At 71.9% G+C, this 21,332-nt stretch carries 18 protein-coding genes and 1 riboswitch; of the genes, 8 read left to right on the forward strand and 10 right to left on the reverse strand.

The window, feature by feature from the left end; all coding sequences use genetic code 11:
• Positions 1-33: 33 nt before the first annotated feature.
• From groL to O7597_RS08380, 3 genes are all read right to left on the reverse strand, one after another.
• Positions 34-1,656, reverse strand: a complete 1,623-nt coding sequence (gene groL / locus O7597_RS08370; RefSeq protein ID WP_164448544.1) for a chaperonin GroEL — start codon at positions 1,654-1,656, stop codon at positions 34-36.
• A 275-nt stretch (positions 1,657-1,931) separates the two neighbouring features.
• Entirely contained in the window at positions 1,932-2,999 is a 1,068-nt protein-coding gene (locus tag O7597_RS08375; RefSeq protein ID WP_281582386.1) for a hypothetical protein, read from the reverse strand.
• A gap of 129 nt (positions 3,000-3,128) precedes the next feature.
• A complete protein-coding gene (locus O7597_RS08380) occupies positions 3,129-3,332 on the reverse strand; it encodes a cold-shock protein (protein WP_018787966.1) in 204 nt (67 codons plus the stop codon).
• A gap of 211 nt (positions 3,333-3,543) precedes the next feature.
• Between O7597_RS08380 and O7597_RS08385 the strand changes: the two genes are divergently transcribed.
• A complete protein-coding gene (locus O7597_RS08385) occupies positions 3,544-4,074 on the forward strand; it encodes a GNAT family N-acetyltransferase (RefSeq protein ID WP_281582387.1) in 531 nt (176 codons plus the stop codon).
• 62 nt (positions 4,075-4,136) lie between these two features.
• Here the strand turns inward: O7597_RS08385 and paaN are convergent, their stop codons facing one another.
• From paaN to O7597_RS08410, 5 genes are all read right to left on the reverse strand, one after another.
• Positions 4,137-5,810: a phenylacetic acid degradation protein PaaN gene (gene paaN, locus O7597_RS08390; RefSeq protein WP_281582388.1), complete on the reverse strand. Its 1,674-nt coding sequence runs from the start codon at positions 5,808-5,810 to the stop codon at positions 4,137-4,139.
• A gap of 53 nt (positions 5,811-5,863) precedes the next feature.
• Positions 5,864-6,883: a GNAT family N-acetyltransferase gene (locus tag O7597_RS08395; protein ID WP_269738464.1), complete on the reverse strand. Its 1,020-nt coding sequence runs from the start codon at positions 6,881-6,883 to the stop codon at positions 5,864-5,866.
• Between the two features lie 52 nt (positions 6,884-6,935).
• Complete coding sequence (locus tag O7597_RS08400; RefSeq protein WP_281582389.1) at positions 6,936-7,955, reverse strand: GNAT family N-acetyltransferase; 1,020 nt, start codon at positions 7,953-7,955, stop codon at positions 6,936-6,938.
• A 236-nt stretch (positions 7,956-8,191) separates the two neighbouring features.
• Positions 8,192-9,478, reverse strand: coding sequence for a threonine synthase (gene thrC / locus O7597_RS08405; RefSeq protein WP_269738466.1), 1,287 nt, complete (start codon positions 9,476-9,478; stop codon positions 8,192-8,194).
• A gap of 9 nt (positions 9,479-9,487) precedes the next feature.
• Positions 9,488-9,623, reverse strand: a riboswitch (SAM riboswitch).
• 120 nt (positions 9,624-9,743) lie between these two features.
• Positions 9,744-10,190 (reverse strand): DoxX family protein, encoded by a 447-nt coding sequence (locus O7597_RS08410; protein ID WP_281582390.1) that lies wholly within the window; start codon positions 10,188-10,190, stop codon positions 9,744-9,746.
• Positions 10,191-10,394: 204 nt separating this feature from the next.
• Here O7597_RS08410 and O7597_RS08415 point away from each other — a divergent pair, with 204 nt between their 5' ends.
• The gene (locus O7597_RS08415) at positions 10,395-11,147 is read left to right on the forward strand and encodes a DUF4232 domain-containing protein (protein ID WP_281582391.1); all 753 of its coding nucleotides are present in this window, start codon (positions 10,395-10,397) and stop codon (positions 11,145-11,147) included.
• Between the two features lie 39 nt (positions 11,148-11,186).
• Here the strand turns inward: O7597_RS08415 and O7597_RS08420 are convergent, their stop codons facing one another.
• Positions 11,187-12,086 carry an ABC transporter permease subunit gene (locus tag O7597_RS08420; protein ID WP_281582392.1) on the reverse strand — a complete coding sequence of 300 codons (900 nt, stop codon included), beginning with the start codon at positions 12,084-12,086 and terminating at the stop codon, positions 11,187-11,189.
• Entirely contained in the window at positions 12,086-14,953 is a 2,868-nt protein-coding gene (locus tag O7597_RS08425) for an alpha/beta fold hydrolase (RefSeq protein ID WP_281582393.1), read from the reverse strand. The genes O7597_RS08420 and O7597_RS08425 overlap by 1 nt, the downstream gene beginning before the upstream one ends.
• A 368-nt stretch (positions 14,954-15,321) precedes the next feature.
• Here O7597_RS08425 and O7597_RS08430 point away from each other — a divergent pair, with 368 nt between their 5' ends.
• Genes O7597_RS08430 through O7597_RS08455 form a run of 6 tightly spaced genes read left to right on the forward strand, consistent with a single transcriptional unit; the run spans position 15,322 to position 21,306 of the window.
• Positions 15,322-16,494, forward strand: coding sequence for a hypothetical protein (locus O7597_RS08430; RefSeq protein ID WP_281582394.1), 1,173 nt, complete (start codon positions 15,322-15,324; stop codon positions 16,492-16,494).
• On the forward strand, positions 16,481-19,060 hold the full coding sequence (locus tag O7597_RS08435; protein ID WP_281582395.1) for a nitrate- and nitrite sensing domain-containing protein: 2,580 nt from the start codon (positions 16,481-16,483) through the stop codon (positions 19,058-19,060). The genes O7597_RS08430 and O7597_RS08435 overlap by 14 nt, the downstream gene beginning before the upstream one ends.
• The gene (locus O7597_RS08440; protein ID WP_164448556.1) at positions 19,057-19,521 is read left to right on the forward strand and encodes a roadblock/LC7 domain-containing protein; all 465 of its coding nucleotides are present in this window, start codon (positions 19,057-19,059) and stop codon (positions 19,519-19,521) included. Before O7597_RS08435 ends, O7597_RS08440 begins: the two co-directional genes overlap by 4 nt.
• Positions 19,518-20,000 carry a DUF742 domain-containing protein gene (locus O7597_RS08445; RefSeq protein ID WP_269738473.1) on the forward strand — a complete coding sequence of 161 codons (483 nt, stop codon included), beginning with the start codon at positions 19,518-19,520 and terminating at the stop codon, positions 19,998-20,000. Before O7597_RS08440 ends, O7597_RS08445 begins: the two co-directional genes overlap by 4 nt.
• Positions 19,978-20,748 carry an ATP/GTP-binding protein gene (locus O7597_RS08450; protein ID WP_269738474.1) on the forward strand — a complete coding sequence of 257 codons (771 nt, stop codon included), beginning with the start codon at positions 19,978-19,980 and terminating at the stop codon, positions 20,746-20,748. Before O7597_RS08445 ends, O7597_RS08450 begins: the two co-directional genes overlap by 23 nt.
• Positions 20,749-20,790: 42 nt before the next feature.
• Positions 20,791-21,306, forward strand: a complete 516-nt coding sequence (locus tag O7597_RS08455) for a hypothetical protein (protein ID WP_281582396.1) — start codon at positions 20,791-20,793, stop codon at positions 21,304-21,306.
• Positions 21,307-21,332: the final 26 nt, after the last annotated feature.

A 21,332-nucleotide genomic window follows, 5' to 3' on the forward strand; every position in this document is an offset into this window, starting at 1 on the left:
CGCGGTCCGCCCCTTCCGGCGTTGGAGCTGGACTCAGAAGTCCATGTCCCCGCCACCCGGGCCAGCCGGGGCGGCCGGGGTCTTCTCCGGCTTGTCCGCCACGACGGCCTCGGTGGTCAGGAACAGCGCGGCGATCGACGAGGCGTTCTGCAGCGCGGAACGGGTCACCTTGGCCGGGTCGATGATGCCCGCGGCCAGCAGGTCGACGTACTCGCCGGTCGCGGCGTTGAGGCCGTGACCCGAGTCGAGGTTGCGAACCCGCTCCACCACGACGCCACCCTCCAGGCCGGCGTTCACGGCGATCTGCCGCAGCGGGGCGTCCAGCGCGATCTTCACGATCTGCGCGCCGGTCGCCTCGTCGCCGGCCAGGTCGAGCTTGTCGAAGGCGGTCTTGCCGGCCTGCACCAGCGCGACACCACCACCCGGGACGATGCCCTCCTCGACGGCGGCCTTGGCGTTGCGGACCGCGTCCTCGATGCGGTGCTTGCGCTCCTTGAGCTCGACCTCGGTGGCCGCGCCGACCTTGATCACCGCGACGCCACCGGCCAGCTTGGCCAGCCGCTCCTGCAGCTTCTCCCGGTCGTAGTCGGAGTCGCTCTTGTCGATCTCGGCCCGGATCTGGTTGACCCGGCCCTGGATCTGCTCGGCGTCGCCGGCACCGTCGACGATGGTGGTCTCGTCCTTGGTCACCACGACCTTGCGGGCGCGGCCCAGCATGTCGAGGCTGACGGCGTCCAGCTTGAGGCCGACCTCCTCGCTGATGACCTGGCCACCGGTGAGGATGGCGATGTCGGTCAGCATGGCCTTGCGGCGGTCACCGAAGCCCGGCGCCTTGACGGCGACCGACTTGAAGGTGCCACGGACCTTGTTGACCACCAGCGTGGCCAGGGCCTCGCCCTCCAGGTCCTCGGCGATGATCAGCAGCGGCTTGCCGCCCTGCATGACCTTCTCCAGGATCGGCAGCAGGTCCTTGACCGACGAGATCTTGCTGTTCGCGATCAGGATGTACGGGTCGTCGAAGACGGCCTCCATACGCTCCGGGTCGGTCATGAAGTAGGCCGAGATGTAGCCCTTGTCGAAGCGCATGCCCTCGGTGAGCTCCAGCTCCAGCCCGAAGGTGTTGCTCTCCTCGACGGTGATGACGCCTTCCTTGCCGACCTTGTCCATCGCCTCGGCGATGATCTCGCCGACGCTGGTGTCACCGGCGGAGATGGAGGCGGTGGAGGCGATCTGCTCCTTGGTCTCCACGTCCTTGGCGAGCTTCAGCAGCTCCTCCGAGACGTTGGCGACCGCAGCCTCGATGCCCCGCTTCAGGGCCATCGGGTTGGCACCGGCGGCCACGTTGCGCAGGCCCTCGCGAACGAGTGCCTGGGCCAGGACGGTCGCCGTCGTCGTGCCGTCACCGGCGACGTCGTCGGTCTTCTTGGCGACCTCCTTGACCAGCTCGGCGCCGATCTTCTCGTACGGGTCCTCGAGCTCGATCTCCTTGGCGATGCTCACACCATCGTTGGTGATGGTGGGGGCACCCCACTTCTTCTCGAGCACGACGTTGCGGCCCTTGGGGCCGAGGGTCACCTTCACGGCGTCGGCGAGCTGGTTCATGCCCCGCTCGAGGCCGCGGCGCGCCTCTTCGTCGAACGCGATCATCTTGGCCATACGGCGTTGTCCTCCTGGACACTCACGGGCCACCCGAGTGTGTGCCCCGGATGGGCCGTCTGGTGTACGCACCTTGGGACGTCGCCACCTGGCGACGGCGACGTCTCCTCGGCCGGGCCGGATAGCCCGCGACGACCGGCCACGTGCCCCACCCGTGGTTATGTCACGGGCGCGACCGCAGCCCCACCGTCCCGACCAGCTGGCACTCACGCCATGCGAGTGCCAATGACTTGTTTAGCACTCTGCCCTGCCGAGTGCAAGCACGATGGCCCGGGTCAGCCGAGTTCGCCCGCCAGTTGACCGGCGTTCACCGGGCCCTCGTGCGCCCGCTGCTCGGCGTAGGTGACCACCAGCCCGACCTGCTGCGCGAGGTACGCCGGCAGCGTCAGCACCGCGACCACCGCGATGGTCAGCACCACACCCACCGTCGTACCCGGCGAGTCCAGCGGAGTGGCACCGAACGGCAGGATCGCCAGCGACTCGATCAGGCTCACCACCAGTGAGAGACCGATCACCGCGGCGCCCACCAGGGCCACCCGGCCGAGCAGCAGGCCCGGCCGGTCACGCAGCATGCGATGCGACCTGCTGAGCGGGTCGTGCCGCTCGAACAGGTAGACCGGGCCGGCCAGGGCCAACGCGAACACCGCGTACACGCCGGGCAGGAAGCACAGGCAGAACCCGAAGACGACGATCAGGGTGACGAGCAGCGTCCAGCCCCACAGACCGAGCGCGCGGCGCATCCCGTAGCGCAGCGCGGCGGCGGCGCCGACCTGCTCGCCGACCGCCTGGCGGGTGATCAACCAGGTGCCGGCGGCCCAGCCGACCGACTGCACCAGACCGAGGAGCAGGCTGCCACCGAGCAGCACGAGCAGGAGCGTGCCGAGATCCGTCCAGAAGTTCGCCGGCAGTGCGGCGGAGTCGCTGGCGAGTTGACTGTCCCAGCGCGCCGAGGGGTCCACGGCCAGCGTGAGCACCGACAGCACCGCGGCCGGCAGCACCTGGGTGAGGACGAGAATCGGTAGCAGTTGTCGCCAGCCCCGGCGGGCGGCGCCCACGCAGCGCGCGAACCAGCCGCCCAGCCCGGCCCCGGGCGGGGTGACCAGGGCGTCAGTGGGATCGAGACCGTAGCCTGCGGGGTGGTACCAGCCATAGGGCGGCTGTCCCGGGTACAGCGGTTGACCGGGATACGGCGTCATGCCGACGTGCGGCGGCTGCGCGGGATGACCCGGTTGCGCGCCGTACGGCGGCGGGCCGAACCCGGGCGGCGGATCGAGCGGCCCGGGCGGCGGCGGTTGGTCCGCGGGCGAGGAGGTGGGACCTGTCGGGGGCGGCTGGTCGGACATGGAACCTCCTCAGCGACGGCTGGTTCGGCCCATGATCTTTCCTTGTGGGGCACCGGCACCGCAGCCCCCTCCGGCGATGGTCACGCCACCTTCGACGACGATCGGTCGCCTGGGGTGGGTCGTCCGCGCTCAGGCGATGAGGCGTACCCGCTCGGCCTGCGGGCCCTTCTGGCCCTGGGCGATCTCGAACTCCACTCGCTGACCGTCGTCCAGCGCCTTGTAGCCGTCCATCTCGATCGCGGAGAAGTGGACGAAGACGTCCTGCCCGCCGTCGACGGCGATGAAGCCGTAGCCCTTCTCGGCGTTGAACCACTTCACGGTGCCTTGTGCCACGGTGTTTTCCTCACTCTGCACGGCGTTCCACTACCTCGGGTCACCGGCGCACCGGCACCCGGAAACCACCGGTTTCGGCAATCCGCGACGACCACTGAAACGGGTGACCGAAATCGCACGCTACACGAGGAGTGACGACGGCGCACGACCACAAATCGGGCGTATTACAGTCACCCGTATCGTCGTACGTCATTGTGATAAGCATGCGGGCATGACGAACGTCACCGACGGAACCGGAGTGCGCCGGGCCGTCATCCGCCGGGTCGAACCAGCGGACGCCGCTCGGATGCGCGCGCTGCGGCTGGAGATGCTCGCGGACGCGCCGCTGGCGTTCCTGGAGACGATCGCCGAGGCCGCGGCCCGACCGCACGCCGAGTACGCCGCCCGGGTCACCCGGGTCTCCGCCGGCCCGGACACGGCGCAGTTCGTGGCGGATCCGGGCGGCCGGCTGGTCGGGCACGTCGGCGGGATGGCGCACCCGACCGAGCCGGGGTTGACCGTGCTCTACGCCGTCTACGTCACTCCGGGCTGGCGGCGCACCGGCCTGCTGGCGGAGTTGGTGAGTGGGGTGGCGGGCTGGTCCCGGGCCTGCGGACGCCCCGAGCTGATGCTCGAGGTGGTGGTCGGCAACGACCGCGCCTACCGGGCCTACCAGCGGCTGGGATTCGTCGACACCGGTGTCCGCGTACCGCACCCGACCATCCCCGCCCTGCGCGAACTCCAGATGCGCCGGGCCGCGTAGCCCCGACGTCGGTCGTCCGCCTGGTGGCTCCGAGGCATCCCCGGAGCCACCGTCGCAACACCTCAGACGTGCCGGCGGCTCTGCACGATCCGGAACCGGTTCGCCACGTACGCCCCGTCGGTCAACGCCGAGTTGGCCGCCGCGTTCGCGCCGCTGCCGTGGAAGTCGGAGAACGCCGCCGACTGGTTCACGAAGACGCCGCCGGTCAGGTTGGCCGACAGGTGCACCCCGACCTCGATCGCCGCCGCCTCGGTGGCGTCCAGCACCGCGTCGTCGGTGGAGTAGACCGCCGCGGTGAGCGCACCCTGCTCACCCACGGTCGAGCGCAGGATCTCCAGGCTGTGCGCGGTGGAGTCGGTGGCGATGGCGAAGGAGATCGGCCCGAACCACTCCCGCGAGTAGGTCGCGGTGTCGCCCGCGTCCAGCTTCACGATCGTCGGCGTACGCACCACGGCGTCCGGGAACGACGGGTGCTCGACGGTACGCGACTCCAGCACCGGTGAACCCACCTTGGCTACCTCGTCCAGCCGCTCCAGCACCCCGTCGTTGACGATCGCCCCGGTCAGCTCCACTCCCCGGGCCGGATCGCCGGTGAGCTTGCCGACCGCCGCGGCGATTCCGCCGGCCACCTCGTCGAAGCTCTTGTGGCCCTGGTCGGTGTCGATGCCGTCCCGCGGGATGAGGATGTTCTGCGAGGTGGTGCACATCTGCCCGCTGTAGAGCGTCAGCGTGAAGCCCAGGTTGCGGCACATCCCGGCGAAGTCGTCGGTGGAGTCGATCACCACCGTGTTCAGCCCCGCCTTCTCGGTGTACACCGCCGCCTGGCGGGCGTTGGCCTCCAGCCAGTCGCCGTACTCGGTGGAGCCGGTGAAGTCGACGATCCGGACCGCCGGGTGCAGGGCCAGCGTCGAGGCGAGCTTCTCGTCCGGGGCCTCGGGCGCCAGCAGCACCAGGTTCGGGTCGAAGCCGGCCTCGGCGAGCACCTGGCGGGCGTACCGGACGGTGACGGCCAGCGGCAGCACGGCGCGCGGGTGCGGCTTGACCACGACCGGGTTGCCGGTGACCAGCGAGGCGAACAGCCCCGGGTACGAGTTCCAGGTCGGGAAGGTGTTGCAGCCGATGACCAGGGCCACGCCCCGGGGCACCACGTGGAAGGTCTTGGACATCCGCAGCGGGTCGCCCTTGCCGGCGGCCTTCTCCCAGCCGGCGGTGCCCGGGTGTCGGGTCATCTCCGCGTACGCGTAGGCCAGCGCCTCGAGCGCGCGGTCCAGGGCGTGCGCGCCACCGGCCTGGAAGGCCATCACGAACGCCTGACCGCTGGTGAACTGCACCGCGTTGGCCAGTTCGAAGACGTTCCGGTGCAGCCGGTCGAGGATCTCCAGGCAGACACCCACCCGGGCCTGCGGGCCGGCGTCCCGCCAGGCCGGCAGCGCGGCGGACGCGGCGGCGACCAGCTGGTCGGCGTCGGCGTGCGGGTACCGCACGTTCAGCGGGACGCCGAACGGGCTGTGCTCGGTGGCGACCCGGTCGCCGTCGCTCGGCTGGTCGAGCGGGAAGTCCGCACCCAGGTACGCCTCGAAGGCGGCCTTGCCGTCGGCGGCGGCGGTCTCGCCGTACACCCGTGGGCTCGGTGATTCCGGGTAGGCGGACCAGTACCCCCGCTCCGCGATCGCGGTCAGCGCGCGGTTGAGGGTCTCGGCGTGCCTGGCGTAGAGGGGGTGCGGGGTCTCCGTCATGCCCGCCATCATGCAACACGAAGCCCTCAGATCAGTAGGGGCGTGTCACAACTTCAGATGGTCAGCTGCCAGTCGGTCCAGGCGTCGACCGGGCGGAAGCCGAGCTGCTCGTTGATGCCGATCATGTGATCGTTGACCGCCGCGTTCCAGGTGTCGATCGCGGCCAGGTCCGGCTCGTGGGCAAGCGCGTGCCGAAGGTTCTCCACCTTGACGAGCAGGCCCAGACGGTGTCCCCGGTGTGCGGGGTCGACGATGGTGATCTCCTGCCAGGCGTGCCATGGCGTGGACGGACCCCTGTCGATCATCGTCCAGGCGACCATCCGGCCGGTCGCCTCGTGCACCGCGCCGACGTGGTAGCGCCGTCGGCCCCGCAGCCGCTGGATCCGCTCGATCTCCCGGAACCGCGCGGCGTCCACCCGCTCCGCCTCGATCGCGAGGTCGCCCGTCGGCGCGTCGATGAGCAGCCGGCTCTCCAGCCGCGCGACGTCGACCACGTACTCCTCGGCCACCGGTCCTCGCCAGGCCACCGTCCGGTAGCCGGCGGCGCGGGCGCGGGCAGAATCGTGCAGCGCGGCCAGGGCCGCCTGGTCGAGCCGCGTGGTGTCCAGCCGACGCCGTACCTCGGCCAGCGCGGCCTGCGCTCCGGCCGCCGCCGCGAAGGCCGCACCGGGCGCCGCCCGCTCCGGTCCGCCGGGCAGTGGCCCCGGGGTCTCACCGATCAATCGCTGCCGGCCGTGCTCGGCGGCCACCTTCCGGGCGTACGCCAGCAGCGCCCGCCCCACCCCCTGCCGCCGCCGCGCCGGGTCCACCGTCAGCTCGACGGTGGCGATGCCGGTGTTCTCCAATTGCGGCAGCCGCATCCGCAGGTGGCCGGCCACCTCGCCGTCCCGCCGGGCCAGCGCCTGGTGGATCACGTTGCCGTGCGGCGGATGGGCGACCAGGAGCCCGAACTCGGCCCGGTCCCCCACCGGCAGGTCGGGCAGGTCGACGGCCTGCGCCGCCGCGACGACGCGGTGCGCCGCGTCGAGCGCGGCCGCGTCGGTGGAGTCGTACGGCGTGACGGTGACGGCCATGGCGCGAGCCTGCCCACCGACCGGCGGGCACCGCCACCGGATTTCCCGCCGGTCACACGTCGAGTTGCCAGTTGCTCCACCGGTCCCGCACCCGGAACCCGAGCTGTTCGTTGATGGTGATCATGTGGTCGTTGCTGGCCGCGTTGAACGTGTCGACGACCCGCACGGCGGGCTCGTGAGCGAGCAGGTGCCGCAGATTTTCGATCTTGGACAGCAGGCCGAGCCGATGGCCCCGGTGCTCCGGGTCGACGATGGTGATCTGCTGGAACGAGTGCCAGTCCGCGGACGCCCCGACGTCCAGCATCGTCCACGCGACCAGCCGACCGGACGCCTCGTGGCGCAGGCCGACGTGGTAGCGCCGCCGGCCGCGCGCATCCAGCGCCGACTCGGTGCCGCGTAGCCGCTCGGCGTCGACCCGCTCCGGCTCCCAGGCCAGGTCGCCCATTGGCGCGTCGGCCAGCAGCCGTCCGTCGAGGTACGCCACGTCCGCCGCCAGGTCGTCGGGAGTACGCCCGCGCCAGCGCAACACCGCGTAGCCGGCCGCCCGGCTCCGGGCCTCGGCCAGCAGCGTGTCCAGCCGCACCTGGTCCAGGTCGGCGACGGTCAGGCGCCGCCGGACGTCGGTCAGGGCGTCGACCGCGCCGAAGGATGTGGCGAAGGCAGCGGCCGCCGAGGGGCGGTCGGGTTCCCCGGGCGGGTGCGCCATGCTCATCGCGCTGACCCGCTTGCGTCCGTGCTCGCGCAGCACGGCGAGGCCGTGCTGGACCAGCGCCCGACCCACCCCCCGGCGCCGGTATGCCGGGTGCACGACCAGGTCGGCGGAGGCGTTCTCGGTGTTGTCCAGTTGCGGCAGATCCAGCACGAGGTGACCGGCCGGCTCACCGTCGAGGTGTGCCAGCAGGTTGACCGGTGCATTGCCCGGCATCGGCTGGCGCACCATCGCCGTGAACCGCCGTCGACAGAAGGGCGGAAAGTCGGGCAGGTCGGCGGCGACGTAGGCCGTGCCGATCCGGTACGCCTGCTCGATCGCCTGCTCGTCGGCGGGACCGAAGGGGGTGACGGTGATGGTCATGCCGGCAGACTGCGCCAGCGACAGACGAGCGGGCCAGCGAATTTCGCTGGCCCGCTCGGAACGTTGGTCGGGAGGGACGATCGCACAACGCCTCCGGCGCTGGGTCGTAAAGACTGAAAGTCTACGGCGAAGCGCCCTCCCGCACGGAGCATCTTGCGCCGTCCGTTTGCGGTCGTCAAGTCCCTGGCGGCGTGTTTCGCTCACTCCCTGCGAAATGCCGCTCACTCATCCGTTCGTCAGCTCAACAGGCCCGCGTCCCGGGCGGCCCGCAACGAAGGCTTGATCCGGTGGGTGGGACCGACCTCACCGGCGACCGCGTCGAGGGTCTTCAGCCCCTCGCCGGTGTTGAACACGACCGTCTCGGCGGTCGGGTCCAGCCGGCCCGACTCGACGAGCTTGCGCAGCACCGCCACGGTCACCCCGCCGGCCGTCTCGGCGAAGACCCCGGTGGTGCGCGCCAGCAGGCGTACCGCCGCCCGGATCTCGTCGTCGTCGGCGTGGTCCATCCAGCCACCGGTGCGGCGCACCGCCTCCAGGGCGTACAGCCCGGCCGCCGGGTCGCCGATGTTCAGCGACTTGGCGATCCCGGTCGGCTTGACCGGGGTGATGGTGTCGGTGCCCGCGTGCAGTGCGGTGGCGATCGGGTTGCAGCCGGCCGACTGCGCGCCGAAGACCTTCCAGCCGCCGGCCGGGGCCTCGACCAGCCCGATCTCGACCAGCTCGCTGAACGCCTTGTCGATTTTGGTGAGCAGCTCACCGGAGGCCATCGGGATGACCACCTGGGCGGGGATCCGCCAACCGAGTTGCTCGGCCACCTCGTAGCCGAGCGTCTTGGACCCCTCCGCGTAGTACGGCCGCACGTTGACGTTGACGAAGGCGGTGTCCTCGAACTCGTCGGTCTCGACCAGCTCACCGCAGAGCCGGTTCACGTCGTCGTACGACCCGTCGATGGCGACGAGGTCACCGCCGTAGACGGCGGTCGTGACGACCTTGCCCTGCTCCAGGTCGCCCGGGATGAAGACCACGGACGGCGTACCCACCCGGGCGGCGTGCGCGGCGACGGAGTTGGCCAGGTTGCCGGTGGAGGCGCAGGCGAACCTGGAGAAGCCGAGCGCGCGGGCGGCGGTGAGCGCCACCGAGACCACCCGGTCCTTGAACGAGTGGGTGGGATTGGCGCTGTCGTCCTTGACCCACAGTGCAGCGGTGATGCCCAACTCGGCGGCGAGCCGGTCGGCGGCCACCAGCGGGGTGAACCCGGGGTCCAGGGTGACCCTGGTGGCCGGGTCCTGGCCGGCGGGGAGCAGGGCGGCGTACCGCCAGAGGTTGCGGGGGCCGGCCTCGATCTGCTCGCGGGTGACGGTGGCGAGGACGGCCGGATCGTAGTCGACCTCCAGCGGGCCGAAACACTCGTAACAGGCGTGCTGGGCGGCGAGCGGGTAGCGGGCCGAACAGGCCCGGCAGACCAGGGCACGAGCGGGGCTGGCGGCGGTGTCGATGCCGGACGGGGCGAGCGTCGACGTCATGTCGAAGTCCTCTCATCTTTCCCCGCATCGCACCCTGCGGCGGGGACGGAATTGGCACCTGCCCCGCCGGACGCTCACCGGTGAGCGCGCGAGGTGGTTGCCGGGGCGTCGTCGGGCCGTATCCCTCAGCCCCTCTGGATGAGGTATGCAGTTGTGTCGCCGAGTCTAGGCAATCCGGACGCGGCCGTCGCCTGTCAATCCCAGCCTGTGAGCGAAACCTCAGCGGCGCCGTTGCCGCGCCCTCCGGCGCCGCTGAGCATCGCCGTCAGGCCGGCACGGACCGCGGTTCAGCCTGATCCACGGTGACCGTCGCCGCCTCCCGGCGCCACAGGTTGTCCACCGCCCAGGCGCCCGGGCCGAGCACCGCCACCAGGAAGAACGCCCAGCAGAAGAGGACGGAAAGTTCGCCGTTGTTCCGCAGCGGCAGCAGCGCCTCGGGCTGGTGGACGACGAAGTACGCGTAGGCCATCGAGCCCGATGCCAGCAGGGCCGCCGGCCGGGTGAACAGGCCGAGGAGCACGAGGGCGCCGCAGACCAGCTGGATCACCGCGGCGTACCAGCCCGGCCACTGACCGAGCGGCACCGCCTCGCCGCTGCCCCGGTTGCCGCCGAAGACGCCGAAGACCGATGACATGCCGTGAATGAGGAACAACAACCCGATGACGATGCGGAACAGGGACAGGGCCGGCCCGCCGAACCGGTCAGTGCGCATTGGTACCTCCTACGAATGGGGTGGTGGTACCAGCATGCGGACTTGATAGATAGTTGTCGATGCAATCTCTCTTGGTGGGAACGCTCCCAAAATCAGTCTAGCGGCCGAAACTTCCGGCGAGCAGCACCACGAGGAATTCCTTACCGCCCGCTTACGCGAGGGGCGGGACCACCGGCCGCCGCTGCCGGGTGCGACGATGCTCCGATGCCACGCACAACGGTCCGCGGGTCGGCTCCCGGTGGTCGTCGGCTCAGCATCGTGCCGATCTCGATCGCGGCGGCGTTCGGCCTGCTTGCCGGGTGTGCACCGGCCGGCGACATCGTGGCGGCGCCACCCGGTCCGGTCCCGGGCTCCAGTGGACCGGGTACCAACAGCTCCGGCACCACGCCGCCCAGCGACGGCGGTCTCGACCGCCTGCCCGCCCGCGACGGCGATCTCGGGGGGAGCACCGCCCCGACGTCCGAATGCCCCGACTCCGGCGTCCGGATCACCTACCGCGGCGTCAGCGCCGCGATGGGGCTACGGGCGATGGGCCTGGAACTGGTCAACTGCGGCGACCGCACCTACCAGCTGCGTGGGTATCCGGAGCCGAGCCTGCGGGACGCCGACGGCAAGGTCATCCCGGTCAGGGTGATCCGGGGCGCGAAAGGGATCACCTCCGGCTTCGACGATCCACCCCGGTCGTTGGTGCTGGCCCCCGGTGAGGCGGCCGGCGCCGCCCTGCTCTGGCGCAACCTGGTCGACAACCCGACCGTGGTGGCGACGAACGCCGAGCACCTCGAGGTCGCCCCGCTGCGCGGCCGACCCGCCCAACAGGTCGTCATGGAGGGGCGGATCGACCTGGGCAACACCGACCGGCTCGGGGTCAGCGCCTGGCGGAAGCGGACGCCGAGCACGCCGGACCCGACGCCGTCGACCCCGAACCCGCCACCCACCACACCGGTCCCGCTGCTCTGAGCTGTCCCGGCTGTGGCCGAGCGGTCGCGGGCAGCGCGCTCAGCTGGTGATGTCCTTGCGGGTGAAGCGCCAGAAGGCCAGACCCCAGAACGCGGTGGCATAGCAGATCGCCGAGACCGTGCCCCGCACGATGTCGTCGGTCTGCACGGGCGTGGAGAGCAGCCCCAACCACGCGGTGCTGTAGTGCGTCGGCAGGAACGACCGGATGACGCCGAGCGCGGTGATCTGGTCCAGGATGCTGGAGAGGATCCACAGCAGCACCGCACCACCGACCGCGCCCAGCGCCGCGTCGGTGGTCACCGACAGCAGGAACGCCAGCCCCGCGACCACCAGCAGGACGATCGCCAGGTAGCCGAGCACCGCGAGCAGCCGCAGCAGCCCCTCGCCCGGCTCCAGTTGGGCGGCGACCGTGCTGCGCAGCGGCGACCAGCCGTAGCGCAGGGTGCCGATGGCCAGTGCCGTGCCGGCGAGCAGCACCAGCGCCAGCGCCGAGTACGCGAGCGCGACCAGCAGCTTCACCGTGAGCAGCCGGGCCCGGGGCACCGGAATCGCCAGCAGATAGCGCAGGCTGCCCCAGCTCGCCTCGCTCGCCACCGTGTCACCGCAGAACAACGCGACCACCACGACCAGCAGGAACGAGGCCGACACGAAGATGGTGAAGAGGGTGAAGTTCAGCCCGCCGGAGGTGGCGAGATCGATCAGGCTGCCGAACTCTCCGCCGCCGTTGTCGTCGTCGTTCGAGTCGAACTGGAACGCGATCAGGATGATCAGTGGCAACAGCACCATGAAGCCCAGCGCCAACTGGGTACGCCGGCGCGACGCCTGCCGGCGGAACTCCGCGCCGAACGGCAGCGTCCGGGCGGGCCGGTAACCGGCCGCCGCACCCGAGGCGGCAACGGTCGTCGTGTCCCGCGTCGGCTCGACAGTCGATCCCGCCATCACCGGTCCCCGCTTCCCCGAGAGTTCTCGCCCACCAGGGCGAGGAAGGCATCCTCCAGGCGACGCCGGGGCACCACCCGGTCCACCGCGATCCCGGCCCGGACCAGCTCCGCGACCACCTCGCTGCGGGCGGTGCCGTTGGTGTCGACCACCAACTGCCCGTCGGCGTCGTCGAGGATCCGTACGCCACCGAGGCCGTCGAGTACGGTCCGGGCCGCGCTCGGGTCACTCACCTCGAACAGCACGCTCGGCGAGTCGCCGACGATCTCCTCGACCGGGCCGGAGGCCACGATCCGGCCCTTGTTCACCACCACCGCGTGGGTGCAGGTCTGCTCCACCTCGGCGAGCAGGTGGCTGGAGACCAGCACCGCCCGGCCGTCGGTGGCGTAGCGCTGGAGCACCCGGCGCATCTCGGCGATCTGCGGTGGGTCCAACCCGTCCGTCGGTTCGTCGAGCACCAGCAGTTCCGGCAGCCCGAGCATGGCCTGGGCGATGGCGAGGCGCTGCCGCATGCCGTGGCTGTACTTGCGCACCCGCCGGTGCACCGAGGAGCCCAGGCCGGCGATCTGCAGGGCCTGTTCGAAGTGGGCGTCGGTCTCCGGCCGGCCGGTCGCCCGCCAGTACGCCCTCAGGTTCTCCAGGCCGGACAGGTGCGGCAGGAACCCCGGCCCTTCCACCAGCGCACCGATCCGCGACAGCACGGGCGAGCCGGGCACCAGCCGGTGCCCGAAGACGTAGATCTCACCCGCGGTCGGCTGGGTCAGCCCCATCAGCACCCGCAGCGTGGTCGTCTTGCCGGCACCGTTGGGTCCGAGCAGGCCGACCACCTGACCGGGGTGCACCTCGAAGTCCACCTCGGAGACCGCGACGAAGCCGTCGGCGTACTCCTTGCGCAGCCGGCGTACCGCCAACGGGGTGTCCGCGTACTCCGGGTGCACCGAGGTGTCCTGGCGGCGGTGCCGGCGGCGTAGCACGGCCACGAGCACGACGAGCCCGACCACGATCGCGGTGAGCAGCCCGACCAGGATCCAGCGCCAGATCGCCGCCTCGGTGGGGATCGGGTCGGCGTCGACCGTCGGCAGGCTGACCGGGGTGTCGCCGAGCGCGACCGCGTGGACGGCCGGCTCGATCGGGGTCGTGTAGGCCTGGTCCGAGGTGGCCACCACCAGCCGGAGCCGGTGACCGGCCTCGACCCGGTGCACGATCGCGGGCAGGGTCACGGTGACCGGCGTGGCGGCGTCGACGCTCGCCGGCAGGCCGGTGAGCCGGATCGGCGCGATCAGCCCGCTGGGCAGGGTGGCCGCCCCTTCCGGGTCGACCACGTAGAGCTTGGCGAAGAGAACGGCCTCGCCGCTGCTCGACGCGGCGCGCAGCGACACGGTCGGCGCACCGACGATGTCGACCGCCTCGGTCAGCGGCTCGGACTCGAACCGGGCGTGCTGCCCGGGTATGTCGCCGGCCACCCCGCTGAGCAGCGAGCTCAACGAGCCGGCGAACGGCACCGAGGAGATCGCGGCGGGGTTGCCGCGGGGCGGGTTGGCCACCGGCTGGACCGGGCCGGCCACGGCCACCTCGACGCGGGAGTCGCCACCGAGTCCGGGGTAGTCGTCGGAGCGGTAGCCGGTGGCGACCAGCCCACGGTCCATGGCGTCGAAGCCGGCGATCCGGGAGAAGGTGAAGGTGTCGCCCGGTGCCGCACCGTCGCCGGCGACATAGTGGTCGAGCCACTGCGCGGTGAGGAACTTGACCCGGTCGGAGTCGGTCTGTGGTCCCGCGCCGCCATCGTGGCCGCCGGTGAACCAGGCGACCCGGACCGGGGTCCCGTTCGCGGCGATCCCCCGGGCGTTGGCGTCGGCCTCGGCCAGCGGGAAGAGGGTGTCCGCCGCGCCCTGCACCAGCAGGGTGGGCGCCGTGACGCGGTTCAGCACCCCCGCCGGGCTGGACCGTCGCAGCAGGTCGACGGCGGCCTGGTCGGCCCGGCCGGTGGCGGCGATGCGCAGGTACGCGGCGCAGACGTCGGCGGCGAACCGTCCGCAGGAGGGATCGGGCAGAGCGCCGGCGGTCGGCGCGCCAGGTGCGGTACCGGGCCCCTGGCCCGGGGCGGGGCTGGGCGGCCCGGCACCCGGCGCGCCCTCCGGCGTCTCGGCGCCGGTGCCGGAGATCCCGGCCGGGCCGGAGCCGACGTTTCCGCCGCCGCCGAAGAAGATGCCGGCCCAGCCCGACTTGAACACGCCCTCGGTCGGCTCGCCGCCGGTGCTCTCCGGCAGGAAGGCCCGGGACAGGTCATTCCAGGTGATCATGGGAACGATCGCGTCGACCCGCTGGTCCTGGGCCGCGAGCAGCAGGGACAGCGCCCCTCCGTAGGAGCCGCCGACCACGCCCACCCGGGGGTCACCGGCGGCGTCGGTACGGATCTCGGGGCGCGCGGCGAGCCAGTCCAGCAGCCGTTGGGCGTCGCGTACCTCGTGGTCGGGACTGTCCAGGTGAATCTGCCCGCCACTGCGACCGAAGCCACGCGCGGTCCAGGTCAGTACGGCGTAGCCGCGGTCGGCCAGCTCCTCGGCGTCGGTGCGGACCGACTCCTTGGTGCCGCCGAAGCCGTGGGCGAGCAGTACCGCGGGCACCGTGCGGCCGGCCGCGGCGTCTCGCGGAAGGTACAACGTGGTGTCCAGGTCGACCGGCTCGTCACCGCTCGGTCCGGACCGGACGGTGAGCATCGCGGACTCGGTACGGAAGCCCGGCCGGTCCGGCCAGACCGCCCAGAGCACGGCCACCGCCAGCAGGACGACAGCAGCCGTGGCGGCGACGGCCCGGCGGCCGGTGGGCAGGGCACGTCGGAGCCGCGCGGCCGAGAACGGCGATCTCATTGGGCACACGGTACGGCCCGAAACCTGAGTATTAGCTGAGATCCGCCGTACGTCCGTTCTGGTAGCCCGTTCGTCATCCGACGAAGGTCATCCGCACACCGTCCAGTCGGCGAACCTTTGGGACGACTTCGCATCGCGGAAATTCCTGCCTTTCACTCGAATCTATACTTAAGTACGCCTATCTCCAGCGGAACGGCACCCACCGTGAGCGAAATGATCGCCGTGAGTCACATCGCTCGAAGTGACGCAAAGCTGACCCTCGCCGACCGGGGCCAAGTCAGCACGCTTCGATTAGTTTTCCGGTCCGGCGCACGGGACCGGCTCGTCGACGCCGTCGGACAACCTGCGCCACGCCGGAGGAGACAACCATGACCGTTCCCGCTCCGCGGGTCCGTCGCCGGCCCCGGACACCGGGCCGGCTGTTGCCGCTGCTAATCACCACCGCGCTGCTGCTGCCGGTGGCGTTCCTGGTCGGACAGGCACACGAACTCGTCGACACCGACCGCGACGTCGTCGCCCGGGAGCGGCTCGGCGTCGAGTACCTCCGCGCCCTGGGGCCGGTGACCGACGCGCTCGTCGACGCGCAGAGCGCCGCCGTCACCGGCCGGCCACTGCGGCGGGACACCCTCGACCAGGCGGTCGAGCGGGCCGCCACGGTCGACGCGCGGATCGGCGGCGAGTTGAGCACCAGCGAGCGGTGGGCCGGACTCCGCGCGAAGTTGGAGGCGCTACCCGAACGCGCGCTGACCGACCGGGAGGCCGCCTTCACCGTGTACGGCGAGGTGACCGACCTGTTGCTGGCCCTGCACAACAAGGTCCGGGAGACCTCCGGCCTGATCCGGGACACCGGCGTCGACGCGTACTTCCTCCAGGACGGCGTCGCGGAGGAGATGCCGGAGGCGATGGTCGCCGCCGGCCGCCTCACCGACCTGGCCGTGCTGATGAACCGACGGTCCGATGCCGAACGGCTCCAGTCGCTCAGCCAGCTGGCCACCCTCCGGGCCGCCGCCCTGCAACCCGCCAACGACCTGGCCAACAACCTGCGGGCGGTGGTGGAGAACACGGAGAGCGCCGACCTGGGCGCGAACGTGCTCACCCCCTTCGACGCGTACCAGCGGGCCGTCGAGACGATGGCCCTGCACTCCCAGCCGGTCGACCGGGCCGGCACGGTGGACACGACCCGGCTCCTCGCGGCCCGCAACGAGGCCCAACAGGCCGCGAAGCAGCTCCAACCGGTCCTGCTCGACGAGATCGACCGGTTGCTGGTGGAGCGGCTCGACGGGCTGGACCGGGACCGCCTGCTGATTCTCGGCGCGGGCGGCCTTGCCGCACTGCTGCTGGTCGGGCTCGCGGTCAATACCTGGATGTCCCGTCCGCGAGACACTTCCGCCGCGCCGGCGGCCGGCGACGCGCCGGCACCGCCGCCCGGTGTCCGGTGGGACACCGCCGGGGCCCGCCCCGTCGAACCGCCACCGGCGCTGCAGCCGGTCGGCCAGGTCCACGAGCCGGATCGGTGGAGGCCCTTCGATGCTGCTCGGTAGGCTCCGGATCCGGGGCAAGCTCAGCCTGCTGGTGACCATTCCCCTGCTCTGCATGCTGGGGCTGACCCTGCCGGTGGTCCTGGAACGAGCCGGGGTGGCCCAGCGCGCCGGCGAGATCGACCAGACCGTCCAGCTTGCCGGCCGGGTCGGCACCGTGCTCCAGCACCTGCAGCGGGAACGCATGCTCGCCATCGGCCTCCTGCTCGGGCAGGTCGAGCGCAGCACGCTGGTGCAGGAGATCGCGGAGGTGGACGACCGAATCGTCGACCTCCGGGTCGACTTCGACGACGAGCTTCCGGCCGAGGTGGGTCGGGCGCTCGACGGCGTCGCGCAACTGGCCGGGATACGCACTGCCGTACTGGCCGGCGAGGCGGCACCGCCACAGGTGGTCGGCGCGTACGGGCCGGTCCACGTGGCCCTGATCGACTCGTTGCGGCTGCCGCACGACGTGGACACCCGGACCTCGGCCGGACGGCAGACGCTGGCGCTGGACAGCATCCTGCGCAAGAGCGAGGGACTCAGCGGCGGTGGCGCCCTGATCGTCCTGGTCGCCGCCGCACCGGACCCACGGTTCGCCACCGCGTTCGTGGCCAACATGGCCACGCTCCAGTCGGAGAGCAACAAGATGCTCGGCCTGCTCACCCCGGAACAGCAGGCGCTCGTGAACATCGAGCAGACCGCCGTGGACGCCCGGACCAGTCCGGAGTTCCTGCAACAGAGCGCGCTCGACCCGGTGGCAGCGGTGGCGGGCATCCCCATCCAGGCCCTCTTCCCGACGGTCTCCTCACTGATCACGTTGGGTCAGTTCGTCGAGAAGAAGCTGGTCGCCGACGTGACCGCCGAGGTACGCGCCCAACGGCAGGCGGCGCTTGCCGGCGCGTACTGGGTGACCGCGCTGGTCGCGGTGATCCTGGTCGGCGTGGTGCTGCTCGCCCTGGCCATCGGCCGCACGGTGACCGGGCCGCTGACCCGGCTGACCCGCTCCGCCGACCGGGTCGCCCGGGTAGCCGAGTCCGAACTGGTCCGGGTGGCCGACGACGAGACCGACAACGCCCAACCCGTCCGCCTCGATCCCGTCGACGTCCGCGCCCGGGACGAGGTCGGCGACCTGGCCCGCGCCTTCGAACGGGTGCAGAACACCGCCGCCAGGCTGGTGGAGCGGCAGGCGGCGAGCCGGCGCAACGTCGCCCAGATGTTCGGTCACGTCGGCCGCCGTACCCAGAACCTGGTCGGTCGGCAGATCGCCCTGATCGACCGGTTGGAGCAGCAGGAGACCGATCCGGGACGGCTGGAGAACCTGTACCGGCTCGACCACATCTCCAGCCGGCTGCGGCGCAACGCGGGCAACCTGGTGGTGCTCTCCGGTGCGGTGGGCGACGTCGCGCACGTCGCGCCGGTTCCGCTGGCCAACGTGGCCCGCCTCGCCCTCGGTGAGATCGAGGACTACACCCGGGTGGACGTCCAGGTGCCGACGGAGGCCGCGGCGGCACCGGCGATCGTCGGTGACCTGGTGCTGGCGCTCGCCGAACTGATGGAGAACGCCACGGTCTTCTCGCCACCGCACACCAGGGTGCTGGTCAGCGGCGAACTCACCGAGAACGGCGTACAGCTCACCGTGGTGGACCACGGCATCGGCATGACCGAGGCACGGCTGGCCGCCGAGAACGCCCGGCTCACCCGCCGGGAGCGGCTGGACCTCGCGCCGACCGAGGTGCTCGGGCTGTTCGTGGTGGGTCGGTTGGCCCGCCGGCACCACTGGGCGGTCGGTCTGTCCGCCACCCCGGGCGGCGGTGTCACCGCCACCCTGCAGATTCCGCGTACGTCGCTTGTCGTCGGGACGCCCGAGCCGGCCGGCCTTCCCACCCCGCCGATCGGCCGGGCCGCCCCGGTGGCCGCACTGCCGGCCCGCCACCAGCTCGAACCGGTGCCACCACACCGGGACGCCCCGGCGGCGGTGGACCTGGTCGGCGCATCGACGGAACCGGCGGCGGCTCCGTCCGGGTTCAACCCCACGCTGTTGAGCCGGGCGTCCGAGAGCATGGAGCTGTCCGAGTCCTGGGACGCGTTCGCCACCGGCCCGGAGTCCGCCGGCAAGTCCGGCGCGGAGCCGGCCGAGCTCGACCCGGAGACCGTGACGGTGCCGCAGGTCGCACCGGTGTCGGCGGCTCCGCCGACCCCGATGCCCGGCGTCCGGCAGCGGGTACCGGGTGCCAGCCTGCCCAGGACGGCACCGAGGGTGGGCCCGGTCGACGCCGGTGGCGTCGATCCGAGCGCCGCCCGCGCCGCCGTCGAGGCGTTCGAGTCGGGGGTACGCCGGGCCGAGCAGAGCCAGGCCGACGCCCTGCCACAGCCGGTCGCGCCGCCGGCTCCCCCCGGGCTGTCCCAGCTGTCCCGCAGGGTGCCCGGCGCCAACCTGATCGAGCAACTGCCACAGCAACCGCTCACTCAGGACCCGGGCGACCCGGCCGAGGTCCGCGATCGCATGACCGCGTTCGAGACGGGCGTCGCCCGGGCTCTGCGCGATGTCCGTAACCACCGCAGCGACGACGAAGGAACGCCACGTTGACCAGCCCGCACGTGCACGAGAACCTCGACCACCAGAGCCACGGCGACCTCAGCCCCGAGGCCCGCACCTTCAACTGGCTGCTGGATTCCTTCACCTCCGGAACGGCGGGGGTGCTGGAGGCGATCGCCGTGTCGTCCGACGGCCTGCTGATGGCCATGTCCGCGATCAAGGACCGGTCCAACGCGGAGCGTCTCGCCGCGGTCGTCTCCGGCATGACCAGCCTGGCCGGCGGTGCCGCCAGCTGGTACGCGTTGGGCGGCCTGAACCGGGTCGTGGTGGACATGGCCGAGGGCTACCTGCTGATCAGCGCGATCAGCAGTGGTTCGGTGCTCGGCGTGGTCGCCGACCGGTCGGCGAACCTGGGCACCGTCGCCTACGAGATGACCCTCTTCGCCGGTCGGGCCGGCGGGGCGCTCACCCCGCGTCTGATCGCCGAACTGAAGAACTCCGTACAGCAATGAATCCCGACGCCGCCGGTGCCGAACAGGAGCCGGTGATACGCATCCGGCCCTACCTGCGCGAGTCCTCCCCGGCCGGCCCCGCCGGCCCGGCGGGCGCACCGGCGGCGATCGGACCGGAGGCGGAGGAGGTCGGGCCGAGCGGCCCGCGCCCCTTCGTGCTGACCGCCGGCCGGGTGGCCGGCGCCGACCCCACGATCGGCCTGGAGACCCAGGTGACCGCCCGACCGACAACCGAACCCTGGAGCGTCACGGCCGCCCGGCTCAGCCCGGAACTCCAGGCGATCGTGGCGCTCTGCGGTGAACCGATCTCGGTGGCCGAGATCTCCGCCAAGACCCGGTTGCACTTCGGCGTGACCCGGGTGCTGGTGGGCGACCTGCGCGCCGCCGGCCACCTGGACGTACACGTGACCGACGCCGACGACGCCCTCGACCCCGACGTCATCCTGCGAGTGATTGATGGACTCCGTGCAATCTCCTGACTGGCCCGCCGCACCGCCGGGCGCGCTCGCCGCCAACAGCGCCGCGGCCCGCTACGGCGGTGCCGTACCGACCCCGCCGCCGATCGGTCGGGCCACCGCGCCACCGCCACCGCCGCACGCCGCCACGGCACCGCCGCCGTACCGGCCGCCCGCCGCGACGCCCGCCGCACCGGGTACTCACCGGGCGACCCCGCCGATCCCGGTGAAGATCCTGGTGGCCGGTGGTTTCGGGGTCGGCAAGACCACCACCGTGGGATCGATCTCGGAGATCGCCCCGCTGACCACCGAGGCGGAGATGACCACCGCCGGGATCGGGGTCGACGACCCTGGTCAGCGCTCCGGGAAGACCACCACCACGGTGGCGATGGACTTCGGTTGTGTCACCATCGATCGAAGCCTGAAGCTCTACCTGTTCGGTACGCCGGGCCAGACCCGTTTCGGCTTCATGTGGGACGACCTGGCCCGGGGTGCGCTCGGCGCGCTGGTGGTGGTCGACAGTGCCCGGCTCGACGACTGCTACCCGGCGGTCGACTTCTTCGAGCGGGCGGGGCTGCCGTTCGTGGTCGGGGTGAACGCCTTCGACGGGCGGTTGGCGCACGACCTCGGTGCGATCCGGTGGGCCCTGGCGATCGGCGAACATGTACCCCTGGTGCAGTTCGACGCGCGGGACCGGCTCTCGGTCCGGGACGCCCTGCTGGTCGTCCTGGACCGCGCGCTGGACCGGGCCACCCGGGAGAAACGGGCCTGAGCCGACCGGCTCGCAGGCCCCTCGTGGGAAGGGGTGAGGCGGATGAGAGGCGGACTGGACGAGACTCTGGCCCGGATGCGTCGACGTGAGGAGGCGCTGCGCCGACGGGCCGCGGATCCGACCGTGCCGGCCGACGAACAGCCCGGCCCGGAGCCGGGCCACGATTCCGGCCCCGGTTGGGGCCGGACCGACAGCCGCAACGCGGGGCCCGGCTGGGCGGGTCTGCACGAACCGGCCCACGAGGCACCGCCACGGCATCCGGTGGAGGACGTGGCCGAGGCGCTGCGCGCGGCCGTCGCCGCGCACCCGGGGGCGTCCGTCGCCGCTCGGGTCGAGCACGACGGGCAGGCGTACGACCTGCGGGTGGCCTGGGTCGACCGGGAGGTCACGGTCAGCGGACAGCCCGCCGCGCCGCCACCGTCCTGGCCGCTGTCGGTGAAGACCGTGCCCGGCTGGTCCGCCGCGCAGGACGGGCTCAGCGACGACCCGGCGGCCCGGCTGGCCGAGCTGATCCGCCGGGATCCGTCCCTGCTCACCGGGGAGGAGCCGGCGGGCTGACCGGACGACGGGTGAGCAGGCGCTAG

It is taken from the genome of Verrucosispora sp. WMMC514, from assembly GCF_027497295.1.
Classification (GTDB): domain Bacteria; phylum Actinomycetota; class Actinomycetes; order Mycobacteriales; family Micromonosporaceae; genus Micromonospora; species Micromonospora palythoicola.

What these genes read in the sequence shown, in the direction of transcription:
- groL (WP_164448544.1), bottom strand. Translation starts at nt 1,656, where the DNA reads ATGGCCAAGATGATCGCGTTCGACGAAGAGGCGCGCCGCGGCCTCGAG.
- O7597_RS08375 (WP_281582386.1), bottom strand. Translation starts at nt 2,999, where the DNA reads ATGTCCGACCAGCCGCCCCCGACAGGTCCCACCTCCTCGCCCGCGGAC.
- O7597_RS08385 (WP_281582387.1), top strand. Translation starts at nt 3,544, where the DNA reads ATGACGAACGTCACCGACGGAACCGGAGTGCGCCGGGCCGTCATCCGC.
- paaN (WP_281582388.1), bottom strand. Translation starts at nt 5,810, where the DNA reads ATGACGGAGACCCCGCACCCCCTCTACGCCAGGCACGCCGAGACCCTC.
- O7597_RS08395 (WP_269738464.1), bottom strand. Translation starts at nt 6,883, where the DNA reads ATGGCCGTCACCGTCACGCCGTACGACTCCACCGACGCGGCCGCGCTC.
- O7597_RS08400 (WP_281582389.1), bottom strand. Translation starts at nt 7,955, where the DNA reads ATGACCATCACCGTCACCCCCTTCGGTCCCGCCGACGAGCAGGCGATC.
- thrC (WP_269738466.1), bottom strand. Translation starts at nt 9,478, where the DNA reads ATGACGTCGACGCTCGCCCCGTCCGGCATCGACACCGCCGCCAGCCCC.
- O7597_RS08410 (WP_281582390.1), bottom strand. Translation starts at nt 10,190, where the DNA reads ATGCGCACTGACCGGTTCGGCGGGCCGGCCCTGTCCCTGTTCCGCATC.
- O7597_RS08415 (WP_281582391.1), top strand. Translation starts at nt 10,395, where the DNA reads ATGCCACGCACAACGGTCCGCGGGTCGGCTCCCGGTGGTCGTCGGCTC.
- O7597_RS08420 (WP_281582392.1), bottom strand. Translation starts at nt 12,086, where the DNA reads ATGGCGGGATCGACTGTCGAGCCGACGCGGGACACGACGACCGTTGCC.
- O7597_RS08425 (WP_281582393.1), bottom strand. Translation starts at nt 14,953, where the DNA reads ATGAGATCGCCGTTCTCGGCCGCGCGGCTCCGACGTGCCCTGCCCACC.
- O7597_RS08430 (WP_281582394.1), top strand. Translation starts at nt 15,322, where the DNA reads ATGACCGTTCCCGCTCCGCGGGTCCGTCGCCGGCCCCGGACACCGGGC.
- O7597_RS08435 (WP_281582395.1), top strand. Translation starts at nt 16,481, where the DNA reads ATGCTGCTCGGTAGGCTCCGGATCCGGGGCAAGCTCAGCCTGCTGGTG.
- O7597_RS08445 (WP_269738473.1), top strand. Translation starts at nt 19,518, where the DNA reads ATGAATCCCGACGCCGCCGGTGCCGAACAGGAGCCGGTGATACGCATC.
- O7597_RS08450 (WP_269738474.1), top strand. Translation starts at nt 19,978, where the DNA reads ATGGACTCCGTGCAATCTCCTGACTGGCCCGCCGCACCGCCGGGCGCG.
- O7597_RS08455 (WP_281582396.1), top strand. Translation starts at nt 20,791, where the DNA reads ATGAGAGGCGGACTGGACGAGACTCTGGCCCGGATGCGTCGACGTGAG.